At 62.4% G+C, this 18,096-nt stretch carries 19 protein-coding genes; 8 read left to right on the top strand and 11 right to left on the bottom strand.

Going from position 1 to position 18,096, the window contains the following annotated elements; all coding sequences use genetic code 11:
• Window positions 1-97 precede the first annotated feature (97 nt).
• The 3 genes from BUE09_RS18260 to znuA form a co-directional block, all read right to left on the bottom strand.
• Complete coding sequence (locus tag BUE09_RS18260; protein ID WP_073303243.1) at window positions 98-805, bottom strand: TSCPD domain-containing protein; 708 nt, start codon at window positions 803-805, stop codon at window positions 98-100.
• A gap of 62 nt (window positions 806-867) precedes the next feature.
• Window positions 868-3,018 carry an adenosylcobalamin-dependent ribonucleoside-diphosphate reductase gene (locus BUE09_RS18255; protein ID WP_073303487.1) on the bottom strand — a complete coding sequence of 717 codons (2,151 nt, stop codon included), beginning with the start codon at window positions 3,016-3,018 and terminating at the stop codon, window positions 868-870.
• 195 nt (window positions 3,019-3,213) lie between these two features.
• Window positions 3,214-4,224 carry a zinc ABC transporter substrate-binding protein ZnuA gene (znuA, locus tag BUE09_RS18250; protein ID WP_073303485.1) on the bottom strand — a complete coding sequence of 337 codons (1,011 nt, stop codon included), beginning with the start codon at window positions 4,222-4,224 and terminating at the stop codon, window positions 3,214-3,216.
• A 65-nt stretch (window positions 4,225-4,289) separates the two neighbouring features.
• On the opposite strand from znuA, the gene BUE09_RS18245 reads away from it, so the two are divergent.
• From BUE09_RS18245 to BUE09_RS18230, 4 genes are read left to right on the top strand one after another with little or no spacing between them, the layout of a single operon-like run.
• The gene (locus BUE09_RS18245; RefSeq protein ID WP_073303240.1) at window positions 4,290-4,775 is read left to right on the top strand and encodes a Fur family transcriptional regulator; all 486 of its coding nucleotides are present in this window, start codon (window positions 4,290-4,292) and stop codon (window positions 4,773-4,775) included.
• Window positions 4,772-5,542 carry a zinc ABC transporter ATP-binding protein ZnuC gene (znuC, locus tag BUE09_RS18240; RefSeq protein ID WP_073303238.1) on the top strand — a complete coding sequence of 257 codons (771 nt, stop codon included), beginning with the start codon at window positions 4,772-4,774 and terminating at the stop codon, window positions 5,540-5,542. Before BUE09_RS18245 ends, znuC begins: the two co-directional genes overlap by 4 nt.
• 5 nt (window positions 5,543-5,547) lie before the next feature.
• Entirely contained in the window at window positions 5,548-6,333 is a 786-nt protein-coding gene (gene znuB, locus BUE09_RS18235) for a zinc ABC transporter permease subunit ZnuB (protein ID WP_073303236.1), read from the top strand.
• Window positions 6,334-6,337: 4 nt separating this feature from the next.
• Complete coding sequence (locus BUE09_RS18230) at window positions 6,338-6,829, top strand: M48 family metallopeptidase (RefSeq protein ID WP_073303234.1); 492 nt, start codon at window positions 6,338-6,340, stop codon at window positions 6,827-6,829.
• Between the two features lie 69 nt (window positions 6,830-6,898).
• Here BUE09_RS18230 and katE read toward each other — a convergent pair whose 3' ends face one another.
• Complete coding sequence (gene katE / locus BUE09_RS18225; protein WP_073303231.1) at window positions 6,899-9,043, bottom strand: catalase HPII; 2,145 nt, start codon at window positions 9,041-9,043, stop codon at window positions 6,899-6,901.
• A gap of 267 nt (window positions 9,044-9,310) precedes the next feature.
• On the opposite strand from katE, the gene BUE09_RS18220 reads away from it, so the two are divergent.
• From BUE09_RS18220 to BUE09_RS18210, 3 genes are read left to right on the top strand one after another with little or no spacing between them, the layout of a single operon-like run.
• Window positions 9,311-10,330, top strand: a complete 1,020-nt coding sequence (locus BUE09_RS18220) for a methionine ABC transporter ATP-binding protein (RefSeq protein ID WP_073303228.1) — start codon at window positions 9,311-9,313, stop codon at window positions 10,328-10,330.
• On the top strand, window positions 10,330-11,007 hold the full coding sequence (locus BUE09_RS18215; protein ID WP_073303226.1) for a methionine ABC transporter permease: 678 nt from the start codon (window positions 10,330-10,332) through the stop codon (window positions 11,005-11,007). Before BUE09_RS18220 ends, BUE09_RS18215 begins: the two co-directional genes overlap by 1 nt.
• Window positions 11,008-11,049: 42 nt before the next feature.
• The gene (locus tag BUE09_RS18210) at window positions 11,050-11,823 is read left to right on the top strand and encodes a MetQ/NlpA family ABC transporter substrate-binding protein (RefSeq protein ID WP_073303224.1); all 774 of its coding nucleotides are present in this window, start codon (window positions 11,050-11,052) and stop codon (window positions 11,821-11,823) included.
• A 252-nt stretch (window positions 11,824-12,075) separates the two neighbouring features.
• Here the strand turns inward: BUE09_RS18210 and BUE09_RS18205 are convergent, their stop codons facing one another.
• The 5 genes from BUE09_RS18205 to BUE09_RS18185 form a co-directional block, all read right to left on the bottom strand.
• Window positions 12,076-12,708 carry an SCO family protein gene (locus BUE09_RS18205; RefSeq protein ID WP_073303222.1) on the bottom strand — a complete coding sequence of 211 codons (633 nt, stop codon included), beginning with the start codon at window positions 12,706-12,708 and terminating at the stop codon, window positions 12,076-12,078.
• Between the two features lie 179 nt (window positions 12,709-12,887).
• Complete coding sequence (gene cyoE, locus BUE09_RS18200) at window positions 12,888-13,787, bottom strand: heme o synthase (RefSeq protein WP_073303220.1); 900 nt, start codon at window positions 13,785-13,787, stop codon at window positions 12,888-12,890.
• Between the two features lie 16 nt (window positions 13,788-13,803).
• The gene (locus BUE09_RS18195; protein ID WP_073303218.1) at window positions 13,804-14,871 is read right to left on the bottom strand and encodes a COX15/CtaA family protein; all 1,068 of its coding nucleotides are present in this window, start codon (window positions 14,869-14,871) and stop codon (window positions 13,804-13,806) included.
• A 57-nt stretch (window positions 14,872-14,928) separates the two neighbouring features.
• Complete coding sequence (locus tag BUE09_RS18190; RefSeq protein WP_073303216.1) at window positions 14,929-15,510, bottom strand: hypothetical protein; 582 nt, start codon at window positions 15,508-15,510, stop codon at window positions 14,929-14,931.
• 5 nt (window positions 15,511-15,515) lie between these two features.
• Window positions 15,516-16,223, bottom strand: coding sequence for an SURF1 family protein (locus BUE09_RS18185; protein WP_073303214.1), 708 nt, complete (start codon window positions 16,221-16,223; stop codon window positions 15,516-15,518).
• Window positions 16,224-16,304: 81 nt separating this feature from the next.
• Here BUE09_RS18185 and BUE09_RS18180 point away from each other — a divergent pair, with 81 nt between their 5' ends.
• On the top strand, window positions 16,305-16,508 hold the full coding sequence (locus BUE09_RS18180; protein WP_073303212.1) for a twin transmembrane helix small protein: 204 nt from the start codon (window positions 16,305-16,307) through the stop codon (window positions 16,506-16,508).
• Window positions 16,509-16,513: 5 nt separating this feature from the next.
• Here the strand turns inward: BUE09_RS18180 and BUE09_RS18175 are convergent, their stop codons facing one another.
• Both BUE09_RS18175 and BUE09_RS18170 read right to left on the bottom strand, forming a co-directional pair.
• A complete protein-coding gene (locus BUE09_RS18175) occupies window positions 16,514-17,413 on the bottom strand; it encodes a cytochrome c oxidase subunit 3 (protein ID WP_073303210.1) in 900 nt (299 codons plus the stop codon).
• The gene (locus BUE09_RS18170) at window positions 17,410-17,991 is read right to left on the bottom strand and encodes a cytochrome c oxidase assembly protein (protein WP_073303208.1); all 582 of its coding nucleotides are present in this window, start codon (window positions 17,989-17,991) and stop codon (window positions 17,410-17,412) included. The genes BUE09_RS18175 and BUE09_RS18170 overlap by 4 nt, the downstream gene beginning before the upstream one ends.
• Between the last annotated feature and the right edge of the window lie 105 nt (window positions 17,992-18,096).

Raw genomic sequence — 18,096 nt, 5'->3', positions numbered from 1 at the left:
TGCAGCCTCGCCGCAGCTAATGCGCTTCAGCCGCAAGCATCTTTTTTGCAGGCAGCACCTTGCCTGCTCTTAGCGCAGCCAATCGCAGGTCAGGCTCTTAGCCGCACTTGGAATTGCCGCAATTGAGACACGTCGCGCAGCCATCCATCTGTACCACCGCCTGGGTGTTGCACTTGCTGCATAGCTGCGCGCCGGCGGGGAAGCCCTCGCCCGGTTCTACCGTGGCGGCGCCCTGGCTGGCCTCGTAGGCGGCACGTTTCTCGGCCAGGTACTTGAGCTGGGTTTCGTCCAGCGCGTGGCCTTCAAGCATGCCAATCGCGATCAGGTGACGCTCCAGCACGCCGCCGATCTCAGCGACGATGGACGGCATGTAGATGCCGCCCTTCTTGAGATAGCCGCCGCGGGGATCAAACACGGCCTTCAGTTCTTCCACGAGGAAGGTGCAGTCGCCGCCCTTGCGGAACACCGCGGACATGATCCGCGTGAGCGCGACAATCCACTGGAAGTGGTCCATGTTCTTCGAATTAATGAAAATTTCGAACGGCCGACGCTGCTCGTGCTGCGTGCCGGCGTTGAGCACCACATCGTTAACGGTGACATAGAGCGCGTGTTCGAACAGCGGCGACTTGATCTTGTAGGTCATGCCGATCAGGGTTTCCGGGCGCTGCAGACTCTCGTCCATCTCCACGACCTGAACCGGCTTTGCTGCCTTGCTGTCGCTGCTGTTCGCCGCGGCGACGGGACGCTCGATGGTCTCATCGACGACTTTGAAGCCCTTGATGCGCTGGGTGATCTTTACAGTCATTGTGCAATCTCTCCTGCCGGGCGGCAGACGCGGCCCGACGCTTAATTCGGTGGCGGTCTGGCTCAGTACTTGCCGTAGTAGCCTTCTTTGAGGGCATCGAACAGGTTGGCGGCGGAATTGACCTCGCCATCGTATTCGACTTCCTCGTTGCCCTTGAGCTCGACCGCGCTGCCGTCTTCGAGAACGAAGCGGTACAGGGTCTTTTCCAGATCGGCTTCCTTGACCAGCACGCCCTGGAACGCCGCCGGGTTGAAGCGGAAGGTGGTGCAGCCCTTGAGACCCTGGCGCCAGGCGTAACGGTAGATATCCTTGAACGCCTCGAACGGGTAATCGGTGGGCACGTTGGCCGTCTTGGAGATCGACGAATCGACCCATTTCTGTGCCGCGGCCTGGATGTCCACGTGCTGCGTCGGGGTGATGTCGTCGGCAGTGATGAAATACTCAGGCAGCTGCTGTGACGGGTCGGTGGAGCCGGGCTGCGCCTTGGCATTGATCAGGGTGCGGTAGGCCAGCAACTCGTAGCTGAACACCTCGATCTTTTCCTTGGCCTTGCGCCCGGCGCGGATCAGGTTACGCGAGTAATGGTGAGCGAAGCTCGGCTCGATACCGTTTGAGGCATTGTTGGCCAGGCTCAGGCTGATGGTGCCGGTGGGCGCGATGGAGCTGTGGTGGGTGAAGCGTGCGCCCTGCTCGGCCAACTGCTCGATCAGTTCGGGGGCGTATTCCGCGATCTTCTGCATGTAGCGCGAATATTTCGCGTGCAGCACGCGGCCCGGAACCTGATCGCCGATCTGGTAGCCATCCTTTTTCATTTCCGGGCGTTTGCGCAGCATTTCGGCGGTGACCTCGAAAGTCTCGGTCAGCAGCGGCGCGGGGCCTTTTTCCTTGGACAGCTCCAGCGCCTGCTCCCAGCCGACCAGCGCCATCTCGCGGGCGACTTCTTCGGTGAACACGCAGGCTTCAGGGCTGCCGTACCGCAGTTTGAGCAGTGTCAGCGCCGAGCCGAGGCCGAGGAAGCCCATGCCGTGACGACGCTTGCTTTCGATCTCGTGGCGCTGCTGTTCGAGCGGCAGGCCGTTGATCTCGACGACGTTGTCGAGCATGCGGGTGAACAGGCGCACCACTTCACGGTACTTGTCCCAGTCGAAGCGTGCGTCGACGCCGAACGGATCGACCACAAAGCTGGTCAGGTTGATCGAGCCCAACAGGCAGGAGCCATATGGCGGCAACGGTTGCTCGCCGCAGGGGTTGGTGGCGCGGATCGCCTCGCACCACCAGTTGTTGTTTAGCTGGTTGACCCGGTCGATGAGGATGAAGCCCGGCTCCGCGTAGTCGTACGTGGAGACCATGATCATGTCCCACAGATGCCGCGCCTTGACCCGACCGTAGATCTTGCAGGCGACCAGACCGTCTTCGCGAACGATATAGCCGTCATGGGTCGGCCATTCGCGCCAGACCACCTGTTCCGGGTCCCCCAGATCCAGCTCGGCCTTTTCCTTGAGATGCAGCGGGAAGATCAGTGGCCAGTCGGCATCAGCCTCCACCGCCTGCATGAACTCGTCGGTGATGAGCAGGCTCAGGTTGAACTGGCGCAACCGGCCATCTTCGCGCTTGGCACGGATGAATTCGCGCACATCCGGATGGCCGACGTCGAAGGTGCCCATCTGCGCGCCCCGGCGGCCACCGGCAGAGCTGACGGTGAAGCACATCTTGTCGAAGATATCCATGAACGACAGCGGCCCGCTGGTGTGCGCACCGGCGCCCGAGACGAATGAGCCACGCGGACGCAGAGTGCTGAACTCATAGCCAATGCCGCAACCGGCCTTCAGCGTCAGGCCGGCCTCATGCACCTTGCCGAGGATGTCGTCCATGGAATCGCTGATGCTGCCCGAGACGGTGCAGTTGATGGTCGAGGTGGCAGGCTTGTAGTCCTGAGCGCCGGCGTTGGAGATGATCCGCCCGGCCGGGATCGCGCCATTGCGCAACGCCCATAGGAAGCGTTCATACCAGCGCTCGCGTTGCTTCACCGGCTCGACGTCGGCCAGAGCCCGCGCGACCCGCTGCCAGGTCGCATCGACGCTGTCATCGATGGGTGCGCCGTCCTTGTTCGTCAGGCGGTATTTCTGCGCCCAGATGTCCTCGGAGGCCGCCTGCAAGGCGATGCTCGAAGTGGTATTGCTCGCTGCCACGATGGGGCCATCCGTCTTCGCCATGCGCTGCGCATCCTCGTGTCGATGGATAAAAAAATAAGCGCGAAGCTTAAGCCAGATAACGGCAAAGCACATCTGATTAGCATCAAGCCACTCGACGGATGACCACTTTGCGGATCGACGGCGGGGGCGGTTCGGCTGAAGCCACCAACGGGAGAACCGCCTCACCGCAACGCCATAGCCTTTGGGATCGGCCTGCTAGAGCGACTCCAGGCACTCCGCGAGCGAGCCGCCAAGGTTTTCGATCAACTGCTCATAGCCGGTAGCGGTGACCTCGATGCCATGGCCCATGGCGTCCAGTTCGGCCACGTTCACCGGTAGGCCTCGAACCAGACTGTCGGCCAGCCTTGGACGAGCCGGTGGTTCATGAAACACGCAGCTGGGGCCGGCCTGCTCCAGCAGCTGGCGCATCTCCGCGACGTGACGCGCACCGGGCTGGGCCTCGCCCCCTGCGCTGAAGACACCCGCATGCTGGAGGCCATACGCCGCTTCGAAATAATCATAGGCTTCATGGAAGACGAAGAAGGGCTTATTGCGTGTATCGCTCAGGCGCTTTTGCAGGCGCTGATCAAGGACATCCAGACGCTGCGCGAACGCCTCGAGATTGGCCTGGTAGCGCCGCGCGTTGGCCGGATCAATCGCCGCCAACTCGCCGGCCATCCGTGTCGCGATAACCCGGGCGTTAACCGGCAGCAGCCAGAGGTGCGCATCGAGACTGCCAGGGCGGTGAGCATGGTCGTGCTCGTCGCGTGCGGTAGCCGTCTGATCGCCATGGGCGTCGTGAGCGTGCGGGTCGTGGGACTCGTGCGCGTGCGCGTCGTGCTCTTCATGGTCGTCGTCGCCGTGGTGGGCCTCGACATGAGTGTCGCCGAAATGGCGCAGCGTCAGTCCCGGCAGCGACTGCACCGCCACGCTAGGCCCCTTGCGAGCCTTCAGCACCGGCTCGAGAAAACTCTCCATATCCGGGCCAATCCAATAGAACAGGTCCGCGCTACGAATCTGCCGTACGTCGGATGGCCGCAGCGCGTAGTGGTGAGCCGAGGCACCGGCGGGGAGCAGCACTTGCGGCTCGCCGACGCCATCCTGAACGGCCGCTGCGATCAGCTGTAGCGGTTTAATACTGGTCAGCACCGTCACCTCGGCGCGGGCCGCTGTGCTGCCGAGGAGAGTTAGGACCACAAGCAACGGCAACGAAAAAAGACGAAACACAGGCAACACTCGCTTGGACTGAATGGGTAACATAATAACGTCTCTCCATCAGATCGTCTCCGCCCATGCCCAACACTCCGCTGGCCTACACCGCCCACAACCATGATCACTGCGTCAGCAGCGCGCTGGCTGAAGCCGATACGCTCTGTGAACGCTCAGGTGTGCGTCTGACCGCCCTGCGTAAACGCGTACTGGAGCTGGTCTGGCAGAGTCACAAGCCGCTGGGCGCCTATGACATTCTCGCTGAACTGACCGCTCAGGACGGCCGACGAGCAGCGCCGCCAACGGTCTATCGGGCACTGGATTTCCTGCTGGAAAACGGCCTCGTGCACCGCATCGCGTCGCTCAACGCGTTCATTGGCTGTAATCACCCTGAACACCCGCATCAGGGTCAGTTCCTGATCTGCCGCAACTGCCATACCGCGATCGAGCTGGAACAGCCCAGCATCAGCAAGGCCATCGAGCACGCGGCGCGCGGCGTGGATTTCCAGGTCGAGGGCCAGACGGTAGAAGTGGTCGGCCTTTGCGCGCCTTGCCGGAGCGCGGCATGAGCGAGGCGTTGATCCGCCTGGAGAATATCCACGTGCGTTTCGCCAGGCAGGCGGTGCTTGAAGGCGCCGAATTGCGCGTTCACCGCGGCGAGATCGTTACACTGATCGGCCCCAACGGCGCCGGCAAGACCACCCTGGTCCGCGCGGTGCTCGGCTTGTTGAAACCCGACAGCGGCACCGTCTGGCGCAAGCCGAAGCTGCGCGTCGGCTACATGCCGCAGAAGCTTCACGTCGACCCGACACTGCCGCTCTCGGTACTGCGCTTCCTGCGCCTGGTGCCTGGCGTGGACCGCGCCGCGGCACTGGCGGCGCTGAACGAGGTGGGCGCTGAGCACGTCATCGACAGCCCGCTGCAATCCGTCTCCGGCGGCGAGATGCAACGCGTGCTGCTGGCTAGGGCGCTGCTGCGCCAACCGGAACTGTTGGTACTCGACGAGCCCGTGCAAGGCGTCGATGTTGCGGGCCAGGCCGAGCTGTACCGGCTGATCGGACGATTGCGCGAGCGCTATGGCTGCGGCGTGCTGATGGTCTCCCATGATCTGCATCTGGTGATGAGCGCGACCGATCAGGTGGTCTGCCTGAATCGCCACGTCTGCTGCTCCGGCCACCCGGAGCAGGTCAGCGCTGACCCGGCGTTTGTCGAGCTGTTCGGCCAGGATGCGCGTAGCCTGGCGGTCTATCACCACCAGCACGACCATAGCCATGACCTGCACGGCAGCGTGGTCACCGGCAAACCCCATATTCACGGCCCGGATTGCAAGCACTGATCGATATGCCCGATTTTCTACTTAACGCGCTGCTCGCAGGCCTCGCGCTGGCGCTGGTGGCCGGCCCGCTCGGCTCCTTCGTGGTCTGGCGACGCATGGCCTATTTTGGCGACACCCTCGCGCATTCCGCGCTCCTCGGCGTGGCGCTAGGGTTGATGCTAGAGGTCAACCTGACGCTCGCAGTGATCGTCTGCTGCATTCTGCTGGCCGTGTTGCTGGTGAGCCTGCAACAGCGCCAACCACTGGCTTCGGACACCCTGCTCGGCATCCTCGCGCACAGCGCGCTGTCGCTCGGATTGGTATCGCTGAGCTTTATGCAGGATGTGCGCATTGACCTGATGGGTTATCTGTTTGGCGATCTGCTCGCGGTAGCCCCAACCGACCTGGCCTGGATCATTGGCGGCAGCGCGCTGGTGCTGCTGGCGCTTATCCCGCTGTGGCGGCCATTGCTGGCGGTGACCGTGCATGAGGAACTGGCGAAGGTCGAAGGCCTGCCGGTCGCCGCCATTCGCCTGGCGCTCATGCTGCTGATCGCCATGGTAATCGCCGTGGCGATGAAGATCGTCGGCGTCCTGTTGATCACCTCACTGCTGATCATTCCCGCCGCGGCGGCCCAGCGCCATGCCCGCACGCCGGAGCAGATGGCCCTGGGTGCCAGCCTGATCGGCCTGCTCGCCGTGTGCATGGGTTTGTCATTGTCCTGGTACGAAGACACCCCGGCCGGCCCGTCGATCGTGGTGTCAGCCGCGGCACTGTTCCTGCTCAGCTTTGCCTGGCGGCGCAGGGCCTAGCCGGATGACAACGCTGAAATACCTGAGCGGCTACCCCGAGTCGCTGCAGCAGCAGATCCGCCAGTTGATCGTTGAGAAGCGCCTGGGCGATTACCTCGAGCGACGCTATCCGCAACGCCATCAGGTGCAGAGCGACAAGGCGCTGTACGGCTACGTGCAGCAGCTGCGCCAGAGCCATCTGAAAAGCGCACCGAACATCGACAAGGTGCTCTACGACAACCGCCTCGACCTCACCCACCGCGCGCTGGGTCTGCACACCGCCGTATCCCGCGTGCAAGGCGGCAAGCTCAAGGCCAAGAAGGAGATCCGCGTCGCTGCCCTGTTCAAGGAAGCGGCGCCGGAGTTTCTGCAGATGATCGTGGTGCACGAACTCGCGCACCTGCGCGAAAGCGACCACAACCGCGCCTTCTACAAGCTCTGCGAACACATGATGCCGGGTTACGCACAGACGGAATTCGACCTGCGCTGCTACCTGCACTGGCGCGAACTCGCTTAACCCACGGTCGGCCGACACAAAAAAAGCGGCCCGGAATTAACCGAGCCGCCTCTTGTCATGCCGCTACGATCAGGCCGGAACCTGCTCCGCCGCCGCCTCGCGCGCCCAGATGCGATGTTGCGCCAGTGCTTGCGCGAACGCTGTGAACACCCTAGCCACATCCGCATCCTCGCCAGTCACCAGGCCGGCATCTTCCGGCAGGTTGAGCGCCGTGAGCAGTTGCCGGGCGTCGCCGAGCACGGCAATTGGCTTGAGGTGCTTATAGGCTTCGAGCAGGTAATGCTTCGCCACGCCCAACCTGGCCATCGCTTGCACACTTTGCGCGCCACCCGGTACGAATACCGCATCGAAGGCGATCGAGGGCATGCCATCCATCGCCGCATCAGGCGTGAGCATCGTGCCATCAGCCGCCTTGACCGGAGCCGGTGACGGACCGATCAGTTTGGCGATTGCACCCTCGTCTGCCAGCTTCTGCTTGAACGCCTCGATAGCCTTACCGTCCACGCCGTTGGCGATGAGGATCGCGACCTTGCGCGACTTGATATTGCCCGACAGGTGATTCATCAGGCTCAACGCCGGTGAGCTGGCCGGATTCGGCTGCTTTAGGCTGAGGGTCGGCGCTGTCGGTGGCGTGACGCCGATGTTTTCAGCAACCCGGCGCGCGAGTTCCAGATCGATATTGGCGAGGATCTCGTTGACCTGACGCTCGCGGATGAACACCCGCTCGACCTTGCCCAGCTCGAAGCTGTAGGCGCCGATGATGTGCTCCTTCTCCGGGGCGCTCATGCTGTTCCAGAACAACGTGGCCTGGGAGAAGTGATCGCCGAACGACGGGCTGCGTGCCCGCACCTTGTGGCCTTCCATGCGCTCCGGATAGCTCTCGAACCCGCCGCCGCTGGCCGCAGGCGGCGTTTCCTTCGGCCAGCCGCTGTCGATGGAGTTGGGCTCGTAGTTGGCGCGGCCCTTGTTGATGGTCTGCCGATGAAAGGCATCACGCTGGTTGTTGTGCACCGGGGCGATCGAGCGGTTGATCGGGATCTCGTGGAAATTCGGCCCGCCGAGGCGCAGCAGCTGGGTGTCGGTGTAGGAAAACAGGCGGCCCTGCAGCAGCGGGTCATTGGTGAAGTCGATGCCCGGCACGATATGGCCGATGTGGAAGGCAGCCTGCTCTGTTTCGGCGAAGAAGTTGTCCGGGTTGCGGTTGAGGATCATCTTGCCGAGCTTCTGCACCGGCACCAGCTCTTCCGGGATGATCTTGGTCGGATCAAGCAGATCGAAATCGAATTTGTGCTCGTCGGCTTCTTCGACCACCTGCACGCCCAGCTCCCACTCGAAGTAGTCGCCCATTTCGATGGACTCCCACAGGTCGCGGCGGTTGAAGTCGGGGTCCTTGCCCGCCAGCTTCAGGGTCTCATCCCAGACCAGTGAAAAGGCCCCGGCGACCGGCTTCCAATGAAATTTGACGAAACGGCTCACGCCTTCGGCATTGATCAGGCGGAAGGTGTGTACGCCGAAGCCTTCCATGGCTCGCAGGCTGCGCGGAATACCGCGGTCGGACATGGCCCAGATGACCATGTGAGCGGACTCCGGCGTCAGCGAGACGAAGTCCCAGAAGCTGTCGTGGGCGGACTGGCCCTGCGGGATCTCGTTGTGCGGCTCAGGCTTCACCGCATGGACGAAGTCGGGAAACTTGATGGCGTCCTGGATGAAGAACACCGGCATGTTGTTGCCGACCAGATCGAAAATGCCTTCGTCGGTATAGAACTTGGTGGCGAAGCCGCGCACGTCACGCACGGTATCGGCCGAGCCGCGGGAGCCCTGCACGGTGGAGAAACGTACGAACACCGGCGTTTCCTTGCCCTTGCCGGCGAGGAAGGATGCCTTGGTCAGCGCGCTGTGGTCGTCATAGCTGACAAACACGCCATGGGCAGCCGAGCCGCGGGCGTGCACGATGCGCTCGGGGATGCGCTCGTGGTCGAAGTGGGTCAGCTTCTCGCGCATGATGAAGTCTTCGAGCAGCGAGGGACCGCGCTCGCCAGCGCGCAGGCTGTTCTGGTTGTCAGCGATCTTCACGCCCTGATTGGTGGTCAGCGCTTCGCCGGTGGCGTCGCTGCGGGAAACTTCAAGGTCATCGAGCTTGGCATTATGGTTCTGCCGATCGACCGTGTTGGTACCGGCGAGTTCGCTGTGCTTTGGATCTTTTTTGTCCGTCATCTTGGGCCTCGGTTGAGCATGGGTGCGCTAAACCGCGAAGGGACCGGGCCTCATCTGGGGGGCCGATGCTTGATCATTTCACGGCGTACCGGTAAGTGACCCAACAATGCCGCTCAAGGTTGCGCGCAGCGACGATTTACCCAGCCTATGGACGCAATGGCTTGCCTCAATAACCGCCGTTCGCTACGCCCGCCCGCCACAAACGCGTAGAATGCACGCCTTTCGCCACCATCCAGGCACATACGACCGCACCCACAAGGTTCGCCCGTGATTGAATTTCAGCAAGTCCACAAAACCTATCGGGTAGCCGGCCGGGGCACTGCTCGTGAAGTGCCCGCACTCAAGCCGACCGAACTGACCGTTGGTGCCGGCGAAGTGTTTGGCCTGATCGGTCATTCCGGCGCCGGCAAGAGCACCCTGCTGCGCCTGATCAACCGCCTGGAAGAGCCCTCCGGCGGACGCATCCTGGTCAACGGTGAAGACGTCACGGCGCTCGACGCCAACGGCCTGCGCCGCTTCCGTCAGCGGGTCGGGATGATCTTCCAGCACTTCAACTTGCTGATGTCTAAGACCGTGGCCGACAACGTCGCCATGCCACTGCGACTGGCCGGTAACCATTCGCGCAGCGAGATCGACAGCCGGGTCGCCGCGTTGCTCGAACGCGTCGGGCTTAAAGATCAGGCACGCAAGTACCCGGCGCAATTGTCAGGCGGCCAGAAGCAGCGCGTTGGGATCGCCCGGGCGCTGGCGACCGAACCGGACATTCTGCTCTGCGACGAAGCCACCAGCGCGCTCGATCCGCAGACCACTGCCTCGGTGCTGCAGTTGCTCGCCGAAATCAACCGCGAACTGAACCTGACCATCGTGCTGATCACTCACGAAATGGACGTGATCCGCCGCGTCTGCGATCGCGTCGCGGTCATGGATGCAGGCGCCATCGTCGAGCAGGGGCCCGTGACCGAGGTGTTCCTGCACCCGAAGCACCCGACTACACAACGTTTCGTGCTGGAAGACGAAGCGATCGATGAAGGCGAGCAGCACGATGATTTTGCCCATGTGCCGGGGCGCATCCTGCGTCTGACCTTTCAGGGTGAAGCCACCTACAAACCCCTTCTCGGCACCGTCGCGCGGGAGACCGGTGTGGATTTCAGCATCCTCTCGGGTCGTATCGACCGCATCAAGGACACGCCTTATGGCCAGCTGACCCTGGCGCTGGTGGGTGGCGACATGGCCGAAGCGCTGGCCCAGCTGGATGCAGCTGATGTGCATGTGGAGGTGCTGCGCTGATGGACGCCTTGTTTAGCTCTTTGTTGGGGAATGTCGACTGGTACGAGATCTGGCTGGCGACCCTGGACACCCTGCTGATGCTCGGTGGTTCACTGCTGTTCACCATCGTCCTTGGCCTGCCGCTGGGTGTGCTGCTGTTTCTCACCGGCCCGCGCCAGCTGTTCGAGAACGGCCCGCTGTACGGCTTTCTGTCCTTCGTGGTGAACGTGCTGCGCTCATTGCCGTTCATCATTCTGCTGATCGTGATGATTCCCTTCACGGTGCTGGTCACCGGCACCTCGCTGGGCGTGGCCGGGGCGATCCCGCCTCTGGTGGTGGGCGCCGCGCCGTTCTTCGCGCGACTGGTGGAAACCGCCCTGCGCGAGGTTGACCGCGGCATCATCGAAGCCACCCAGGCGATGGGCGCCACGACCCGACAGATCATCTTCAACGCGCTGCTGCCCGAGGCGCGCCCAGGCATCATTGCCGCCGTCACTGTTACCGCCATCACCCTGGTTTCTTACACCGCAATGGCCGGTGTGGTGGGCGCGGGCGGGCTCGGCGACTTGGCCATCCGCTTCGGCTATCAACGTTTCCAGACCGATGTCATGGTCGTCACCGTGGTGCTGCTGCTGGTCCTCGTCCAGGTCCTGCAGAGCGTCGGTGACAAGCTTGTGACGCATTTTTCAAGAAAATAACTGCCTAACCGGCACCGATACAGGAACTACCAGGAGCGCCCCATGAAAAAACTGCTTGCTGCCTTCGCCGCTGTCGCGGCCTTCTCCGCCCAAGCCGCCGACGAGTTGAACGTCGCCGCAACGGCTGTTCCCCACGCGGAAATCCTCGAATTCGTCAAACCCCAGTTGGCTGAACAGGGCGTTGACCTGAAGGTGAAGGTCTTCACCGACTACGTGCAGCCGAACATCCAGGTGTCCGAGAAGCGTCTGGACGCCAACTTCTTCCAGCACCAGCCGTACCTGGATGAGTTCAACAAGGGCAAGGGCACCGAGCTGGTCAGCGTCGCGGGCGTGCACATCGAACCCTTCGGTGCCTATGCCAGCAAGCTGAAGTCGCTGGACGAGCTGCCCAAGGGCGCCACAGTGGTGATCCCCAACGACGCCACCAACGGCGGCCGCGCGCTGCTGCTGCTGCAGAAGGCTGGTGTGATCAAGCTGAAGGACGGCGCGGGCATCACCGCCACGCCAAAAGACATCGCCGAGAACCCGAAGAACATCAAGATCCGTGAGCTGGAAGCCGCCACCCTGCCACGGGTGCTGACCCAGGTCGACCTGGCGCTGATCAACACCAACTACGCCCTTGAAGCCAAGCTGAACCCCACCGAAGATGCCCTGTTCATCGAAGGCAACGACTCGCCGTACGTGAACATCCTGGTCGCCCGTCCAGACAACAAGGACAGCGCCGCCATGCAAAAGCTGATCGAAGCGCTGCACAGCGAAGAGGTGAAGCAGTTCATCAATGAAAAGTACGAGGGTGCCGTTGTCCCGGCGTTCTAAGCGACCGGCGCGTTGATTGCGCCGAACGCAACACAAGGCCCGTCTGGCATATGCCAGTGCGGGCCTTTTTATTTCTTCTCGGTTTGACATCCTTCTTCATGGCCTGGAGCGTTCGCCGCAACCCAGAGTGCACGGCACTCGTGACGCGTCGAAGCCCAGCGTTTAAGCCAGCCGTTCCGTTTGGCGCCTCGCAGGATGGGTGAAACCCGAACGCGGCTAACGTCGTACACCGCCCCCACGCGACGACGTCCGTTACTCCAACGCCAGCACTGCTGGCAATTGTTCGGCGAGCTTCTCGGTTCGCATCGGTGCACGGATGAAACCACGTAGCCGACCATCCGGCCCGATCAGGGCAAGGTTGCCACCGTGGTCGACGGTGTAGTCTTCTTTCGTGGTATCGCCCGGAATGAAGGGCACGCCCGCAGCATTGGCTAGCGTCTGTATGTCATCCAGCGAGCCGGTCAAACCGATGAACCCAGCGCCGAAGAAATCCAGATACTTCTTCAACTGCTCGGGCGTGTCGCGCTCGGGATCGACACTGACCAGGATCGGCTGCATCCGCTGCCTTGCCTCTTCTGGCAACTGGCCGCGCAGCTGGCGCACCTCTGCGAGCGTCGCGGGGCAAATATCCGGGCAGAAGGTGTAGCCGAAGAACAGCAGGTTCCAGCGCCCTTCCAACGCTTTCATCGAGACCTGTTCGCCGTCCTGGTTGGTCAATGTCAGGTTCGGCACATCGCGGCCCTGCGGCAGCATGACGATGCCGGCATCGAGCAGGTCGGCAGTGTCTAGCTGCTGTTCGGTATTGAGCACCTTGTAAACCGTCAGGCCGACGACCAGCGCAACCAGCGCCACGAGAATGAATACGGTTTTCTGGATGCGTGTCATGAAGGTCCTTGGCGGGCGGCTGGCAGGCCGTTGAAAAGCGTAAGCGAGGCAGGCAAGACAAGGCAAAAATGGCCGAGGAAGCGGACCGGGCTCGCGTACGAGTTTACGTGCTGTAAATGAGCATTCCGAGGGCATTTTTAACGCAGTATTGGCAACACAGCTAGTTTTCCAACGGCCTGCTAGAAGGTCAGCGGCAGATAATGATCAACCAGCAAGGCAATGAACAGCGCGAACAGATACCAGATGCTGAATTTGAATGTCTTGATGGCCGCATGCGGGCGGCTGTCGCGATAGAGCACCACCGCCCAGAACAGGAAGCGCGCACCGAGCAGCACGGCCGCGGCCAGGTACAGCGGGCCGCTCATGTGGATGGCGAAGGGCATGACGCTGACCGCCAACAGCATCGCGGTGTAGAGCAGGATGTGCACTTTCGTGTAGTGCTCGCCATGGGTCACCGGCAGCATCGGCACGTTGACCTTGGCGTATTCGTCCTTGCGGTGGATCGCCAGCGCCCAGAAGTGCGGCGGGGTCCAGGCGAAAATGATCAAGACCAGCAACAGCGGTTCAGCCGTTACCTGGCCGGTCACCGCGACCCAGCCCAGCAGCGGCGGCGCAGCGCCAGCCAGCCCGCCGATGACGATATTTTGCGGCGTGGCGCGCTTGAGAAAGCCGGTGTAGATCACCGCATAGCCGATCAGCGAGGCCAGCGTCAGCCAGGCCGCCAGGGCGTTGGTAAAGGTCAGCAGCAGTCCCATCCCGGCGACCGCCAGCAGCAGCGCAAAGAGCAACGCGGCCGCAGGTGAGACGCGCCCAACGGCCAGGGGCCGCTTATTGGTGCGCGCCATCACTGAGTCGATACGCCGGTCCACCACATGGTTGATTGCAGCGGCCCCGCCCGCGCACAGAGCGATGCCGAGGTTGCCGAAAACCAGCACCGTCCAGGGCACGCCGGCGCGTGTCGCGAGGAACATTCCCACCAGCGAGGTGATGAGCATCAACAGCACCACCCTTGGTTTGGTCAGCTCGAGATAGTCGCGCCAGCTGGCTTGGACACTGCGTTCGCTGAGTACAGTCGCCATGGGATTCTCCTTATGGTCAAGCGCGGGGCAGGTCGAGCCTACCCGTCGTATTCGGATTCAGGAGTGCCTGAGGCGCCGGATCACGCGCTACGGCAACCCCTCGGCTCAAGTGCAAGCGGTGATTGATCAATACCGTCACGAGCAGCAGCAGCGCACCCCCTCCGTTATGAGCAACCGCAACCACCAGCGGGAGATTGAGCAGCACGTTGCTGATGCCGAGCCCGATCTGCAGGGCCAGCGCAGCGACAAGCAGCCCAGCCAGCCGCGCCAGCCCGTGGCGCCAAAGTTGCCAGGCCAACGCCAGCAAAATCAGCGTCACGCTGAGCGCACCGAGCCGATGCGTCAGATGGATGGCGGTACGCGCCTCGCCATAGAGCATGCCGCCGAGATAATTCGGGCCGATGTCGTGATGGGTTAAGTTGAAGGCGTTGGCGAAATCCATCTGCGGCCACCATTGGCCGTGACAGGTGGGGAAATCGGTGCAGGCCACGGCGGCGTAGTTACTGCTGACCCAGCCGCCAAGCGCAACCTGGAAGATCACCGCGATCATGCCGATCAACGCAAAGGTTCTGAGCCTGCCCGGCACGCTCGGCATCGCCGGCCTCCGGCCGGACAGGCGCAGCGTCAGTAGGAACAAGAGGCTCAAGGTGGTGAAGCCGCCCAGCAGATGCGCCGTAACCACCTGTGGCCAGAGCTGCAGGGTAACGGTCCACATGCCAAATGCCGCTTGAGCGATGACTACCGCGAGCAGCAGCAAGGGAAGCTTGAGCGGCTGTCCCGGCTGCGCGCGGCGGCGTAGCGCCTGCACTGTAAGCCCGAGGATCACCAGCCCCAGCGCGCCGGCGAAGTAACGATGGACCATCTCGTTCCAACCCTTATGTACCTCCAGCGGGGCATCCGGGAAGCGCATTGCGGCCAGACTCTGCTTGTCCTCGCTCATAGGGACGCTGAGAAAACCGTAGCAACCGGGCCAGTCCGGGCAACCGAGGCCAGCATGGGTCAGCCGTGTATAGGCGCCGAGCAGCACCACCACGACAGCCAATAGCGTGGCGACAAGGGCGAGGCGGTAGCCGGGTTTTGCCATCTGCTTCTCCTTGAGCGACCTCATTGGGACTCCAGCGAGGCGGCCGAGTGCCTTGGATCAACCGATCTGGGAGATTTTCAGCAAGTACTTGAGGTCATCGAGGATCGCTTTACCTTTGGCTTTGGCGTCATAACGCAGCACTAAATTACCGTGCGGATCGACAATCCACAGCTGCACACCGTCTGGTAGATCAGGATTGGCGCCATACACGGCAGGGTCCAATCGGTAACGTTGCAGCTGCGGATATTCACGCTGTAAGCGCTGGTCGTACTCGGCTGCCAAAGGCGCTGCGCTGGCGATGGCATGGCCGGCCCTGCCTGCTTCGCGAGCCAGACCGATATTGATCTGACGCGCTAGATAGACCAGCTGCTGGCAGTCTTCGGCGCAACCATCTGGCGCCGTAACTAGCAGCTCCCAGCGCGGCTCGGCAGCCACTGGTGCGGTGATGCCAAGGGCGTCGCGACCCTGGCCCGTCGCAACCAGGGCGCCGTCGTAGGTGCGGGTTTCCGGCACCCAGAAACCGAAGCGGTACATGGCGCCCGCCAGCAGCATGGGGCCGATGACCACGGCGAGAATCAGCAGCAGTTGCAATCGCCCCCGGCGCCGTTGTGCCGGTGCAGCCTTGTAGGTCGGATTCATCGTGGTCATTCCTTGTTCCCCCGTGCCTGATGCACGCCGAAGTAGATGAACAACGCCAGCAGTGCAGCTGCCAGCGCAAACCACTGCACCGCATAGCCGACATGCTGCTGCGGCTGCATGAAAGTCACCGGCCAATCGGCACGATAGGCTGCGGGGCCGGGCTCCAGCCGCAGCTGGTATTGGACGCCGTCGCGGCCGAGCAAGGCCCAGATTTCCTGCACGTCGACATGGTTGATCAGCCGCGGCCAGCCTTGTGCCATCCGCCGGTTGAGAATGAACGGGTCGCCGGACGGGGCGTAGATCCAGGTGGCCAGCTTCAGTGGGCGATCAGGCGTGTCGAATTTCGGTGGGATGCGCCGGTCCGGCCAGGGCAACCAGCCGCGGTTGACCAGCACCCAACGGCCGCTGGGCTGATCCTGAAACGGCTGCAACAGTTCGACACCGACCCGGCCATCGCGGGTGCGGCTGTCGAGCAGGAAGCTGTGCTCGGCATCGAAACTGCCCTGCAGGTTTACGCGTGTATAGGCCGGCTCCTGGAGCGTGCCGATCTGCTCCGGCCCGATCGGCACTGCGGCCTCGCGCGCTTCCTGACGAGCCAGCATGTCGCGCTTCTGCTCACCGCGCTCTAGCTGCCAGAATCCCAGCCAGACCAGTAACGGCAGCAGACATAGCACCACCAGCGTGGGTATGACGCCCGGCCTGAAGCCGTTCATGCCTTGCCCCGCGGCGTATCGATCCGACTGGCTATACTGCACCCCCACTTCCCCCAGTTCACCTTGACGGCGGGCCCGCGCATGCTCAAGGCGGCGATTGTTCTGTTATTAGTAGCCACACTGGTCAGTCTGTTCAGTGGTCTGTTCTTTCTGGTCAAGGATGAAGGCCGAACCTCACGAGTGCTCACCGCCCTCTTAGTTCGCGTCTCCCTTACCGCTTTGACAGTCGCCCTGATCGCCTGGGGCTTCTATTCCGGCCAACTGCAGCCCGGTTTCGGAGCCTGATCGCGCTAGATCACGTAAACAAAGACGAACAGACCAATCCACACCACGTCCACGAAGTGCCAGTACCAGGCCGCCGCCTCGAACCCGAAATGCTGCTCGGGTGTGAAGTGGCCGCGAAAGCTGCGCACCAGCATCACCGTCAGGATGATCGCGCCCATGGTCACGTGAGCGCCGTGAAAGCCCGTAAGCATGAAAAACGTCGCGCCGTAGATGCCCGAGCCCAGCGTCAGGCCAAGCTCGGTGTAGGCATGAATGTATTCCTCGATCTGCAAGATCAGGAAGATGACGCCCAGCAACACGGTCAAACCAAGCCCGAGCTTGAGCTGCTTGCGATTGCCCTTGCGCAGGGCGTGGTGCCCCCAGGTCAGGGTGAAGCTGGAGCTGACCAGCAGAATAGTGTTGATCAGCGGCAGCCCCCAGGGACTGATGGTGCCTTCTGGCGCGGGATAGACGCTGGGGTCCGGGTTGTTCAGCAGCGGCCAGGTATATTCGAAGTTTGGCCAGAGCATGGCACTGACACCTTTGTCACCCTCACCGCCGAGCCAGGGACCAACCCAATAGCGGACGTAGAACAGCACGCCGAAGAAGGCGAGAAAGAACATCACCTCGGAAAAGATGAACCAGCTCATCCCCCAGCGGAACGAGCGGTCCATCTGCGCGCTGTAGAGACCTGCTCGCCCTTCGCGGACCACCGCACCGAACCAGCCAAACATCATGTAGGCGATCAGCAGCGCGCCGATGAAGAAAATAATCGGGCCACTGATCTCATCGCGACCGGCCTTGAGATCGTTGAACCAGCTGCCCAGCCCGAACACGGTAGTCAGCAGCGCTATCGTCGCCACGATCGGCCATTTGCTCTGGGCGGGAACGTAGTAATTCTCGTGCGTGGTGGTCTGTTGGCTCATTGCAGACTCTCCTTGGCCGCCACCAGAGACGCCTGATCAACAACGGCGACGGGAGGTTGGCGAGACGTGATATCGAACAGGGTGTAGGCGAGCGTCAGGTGGCGCACGTCTGCGGGCAAATCACGATCGACGATGAAGCGCACCGGCATTTCGATGCGCTCACCGGGCTGCAGCACTTGCTGGGTAAAGCAGAAACACTCGGTCTTGTGGAAATAAGCCGCGGCCTTCGATGGCGACACGCTGGGCACCGCCTGTGCAGTCATCGGTTTGTCGGTGGGGTTGTAGGCGATGAAGCGCATCTCGTGGCTGGAACCGGGATGAACGCTGAGCTGATCGGCGACCGGTTTGAATTCCCAGACCATCCCCGATGCGTTGGTCGCGAGGAATTGCACCCGTACCTCGCGCGCCTCGTCCACAATCTGCGCTCCTTCATAAGCGCCCGCCGTCTTGCCGTTGATGCCGAAGGCCTGGCACATGACGTCGTAGATTGGCACCAGGGCAAAGCCGAAGGCGAACATCGCCACGACCACCAGCAGTAACCGGCGGACCAGGCGGGGGATGGGCAGGGAATCGCTCATGGCACCCGCCTCGTACAGAGCTTTTCGTCAGGCGCAGCCTCACACTGTTCATAACCACTCCGGTGGGCTGAAGCCCACCCTACCGGGTCGCTATAGTGTGCTGAA

Source organism: Stutzerimonas xanthomarina DSM 18231 (genome assembly GCF_900129835.1).
In the GTDB taxonomy this organism is placed as follows: Bacteria; Pseudomonadota; Gammaproteobacteria; order Pseudomonadales; family Pseudomonadaceae; genus Stutzerimonas; species Stutzerimonas xanthomarina.
Note: the sequence above shows the minus strand (reverse complement) of the source record. Positions and strands in the feature narration are given on the sequence as shown.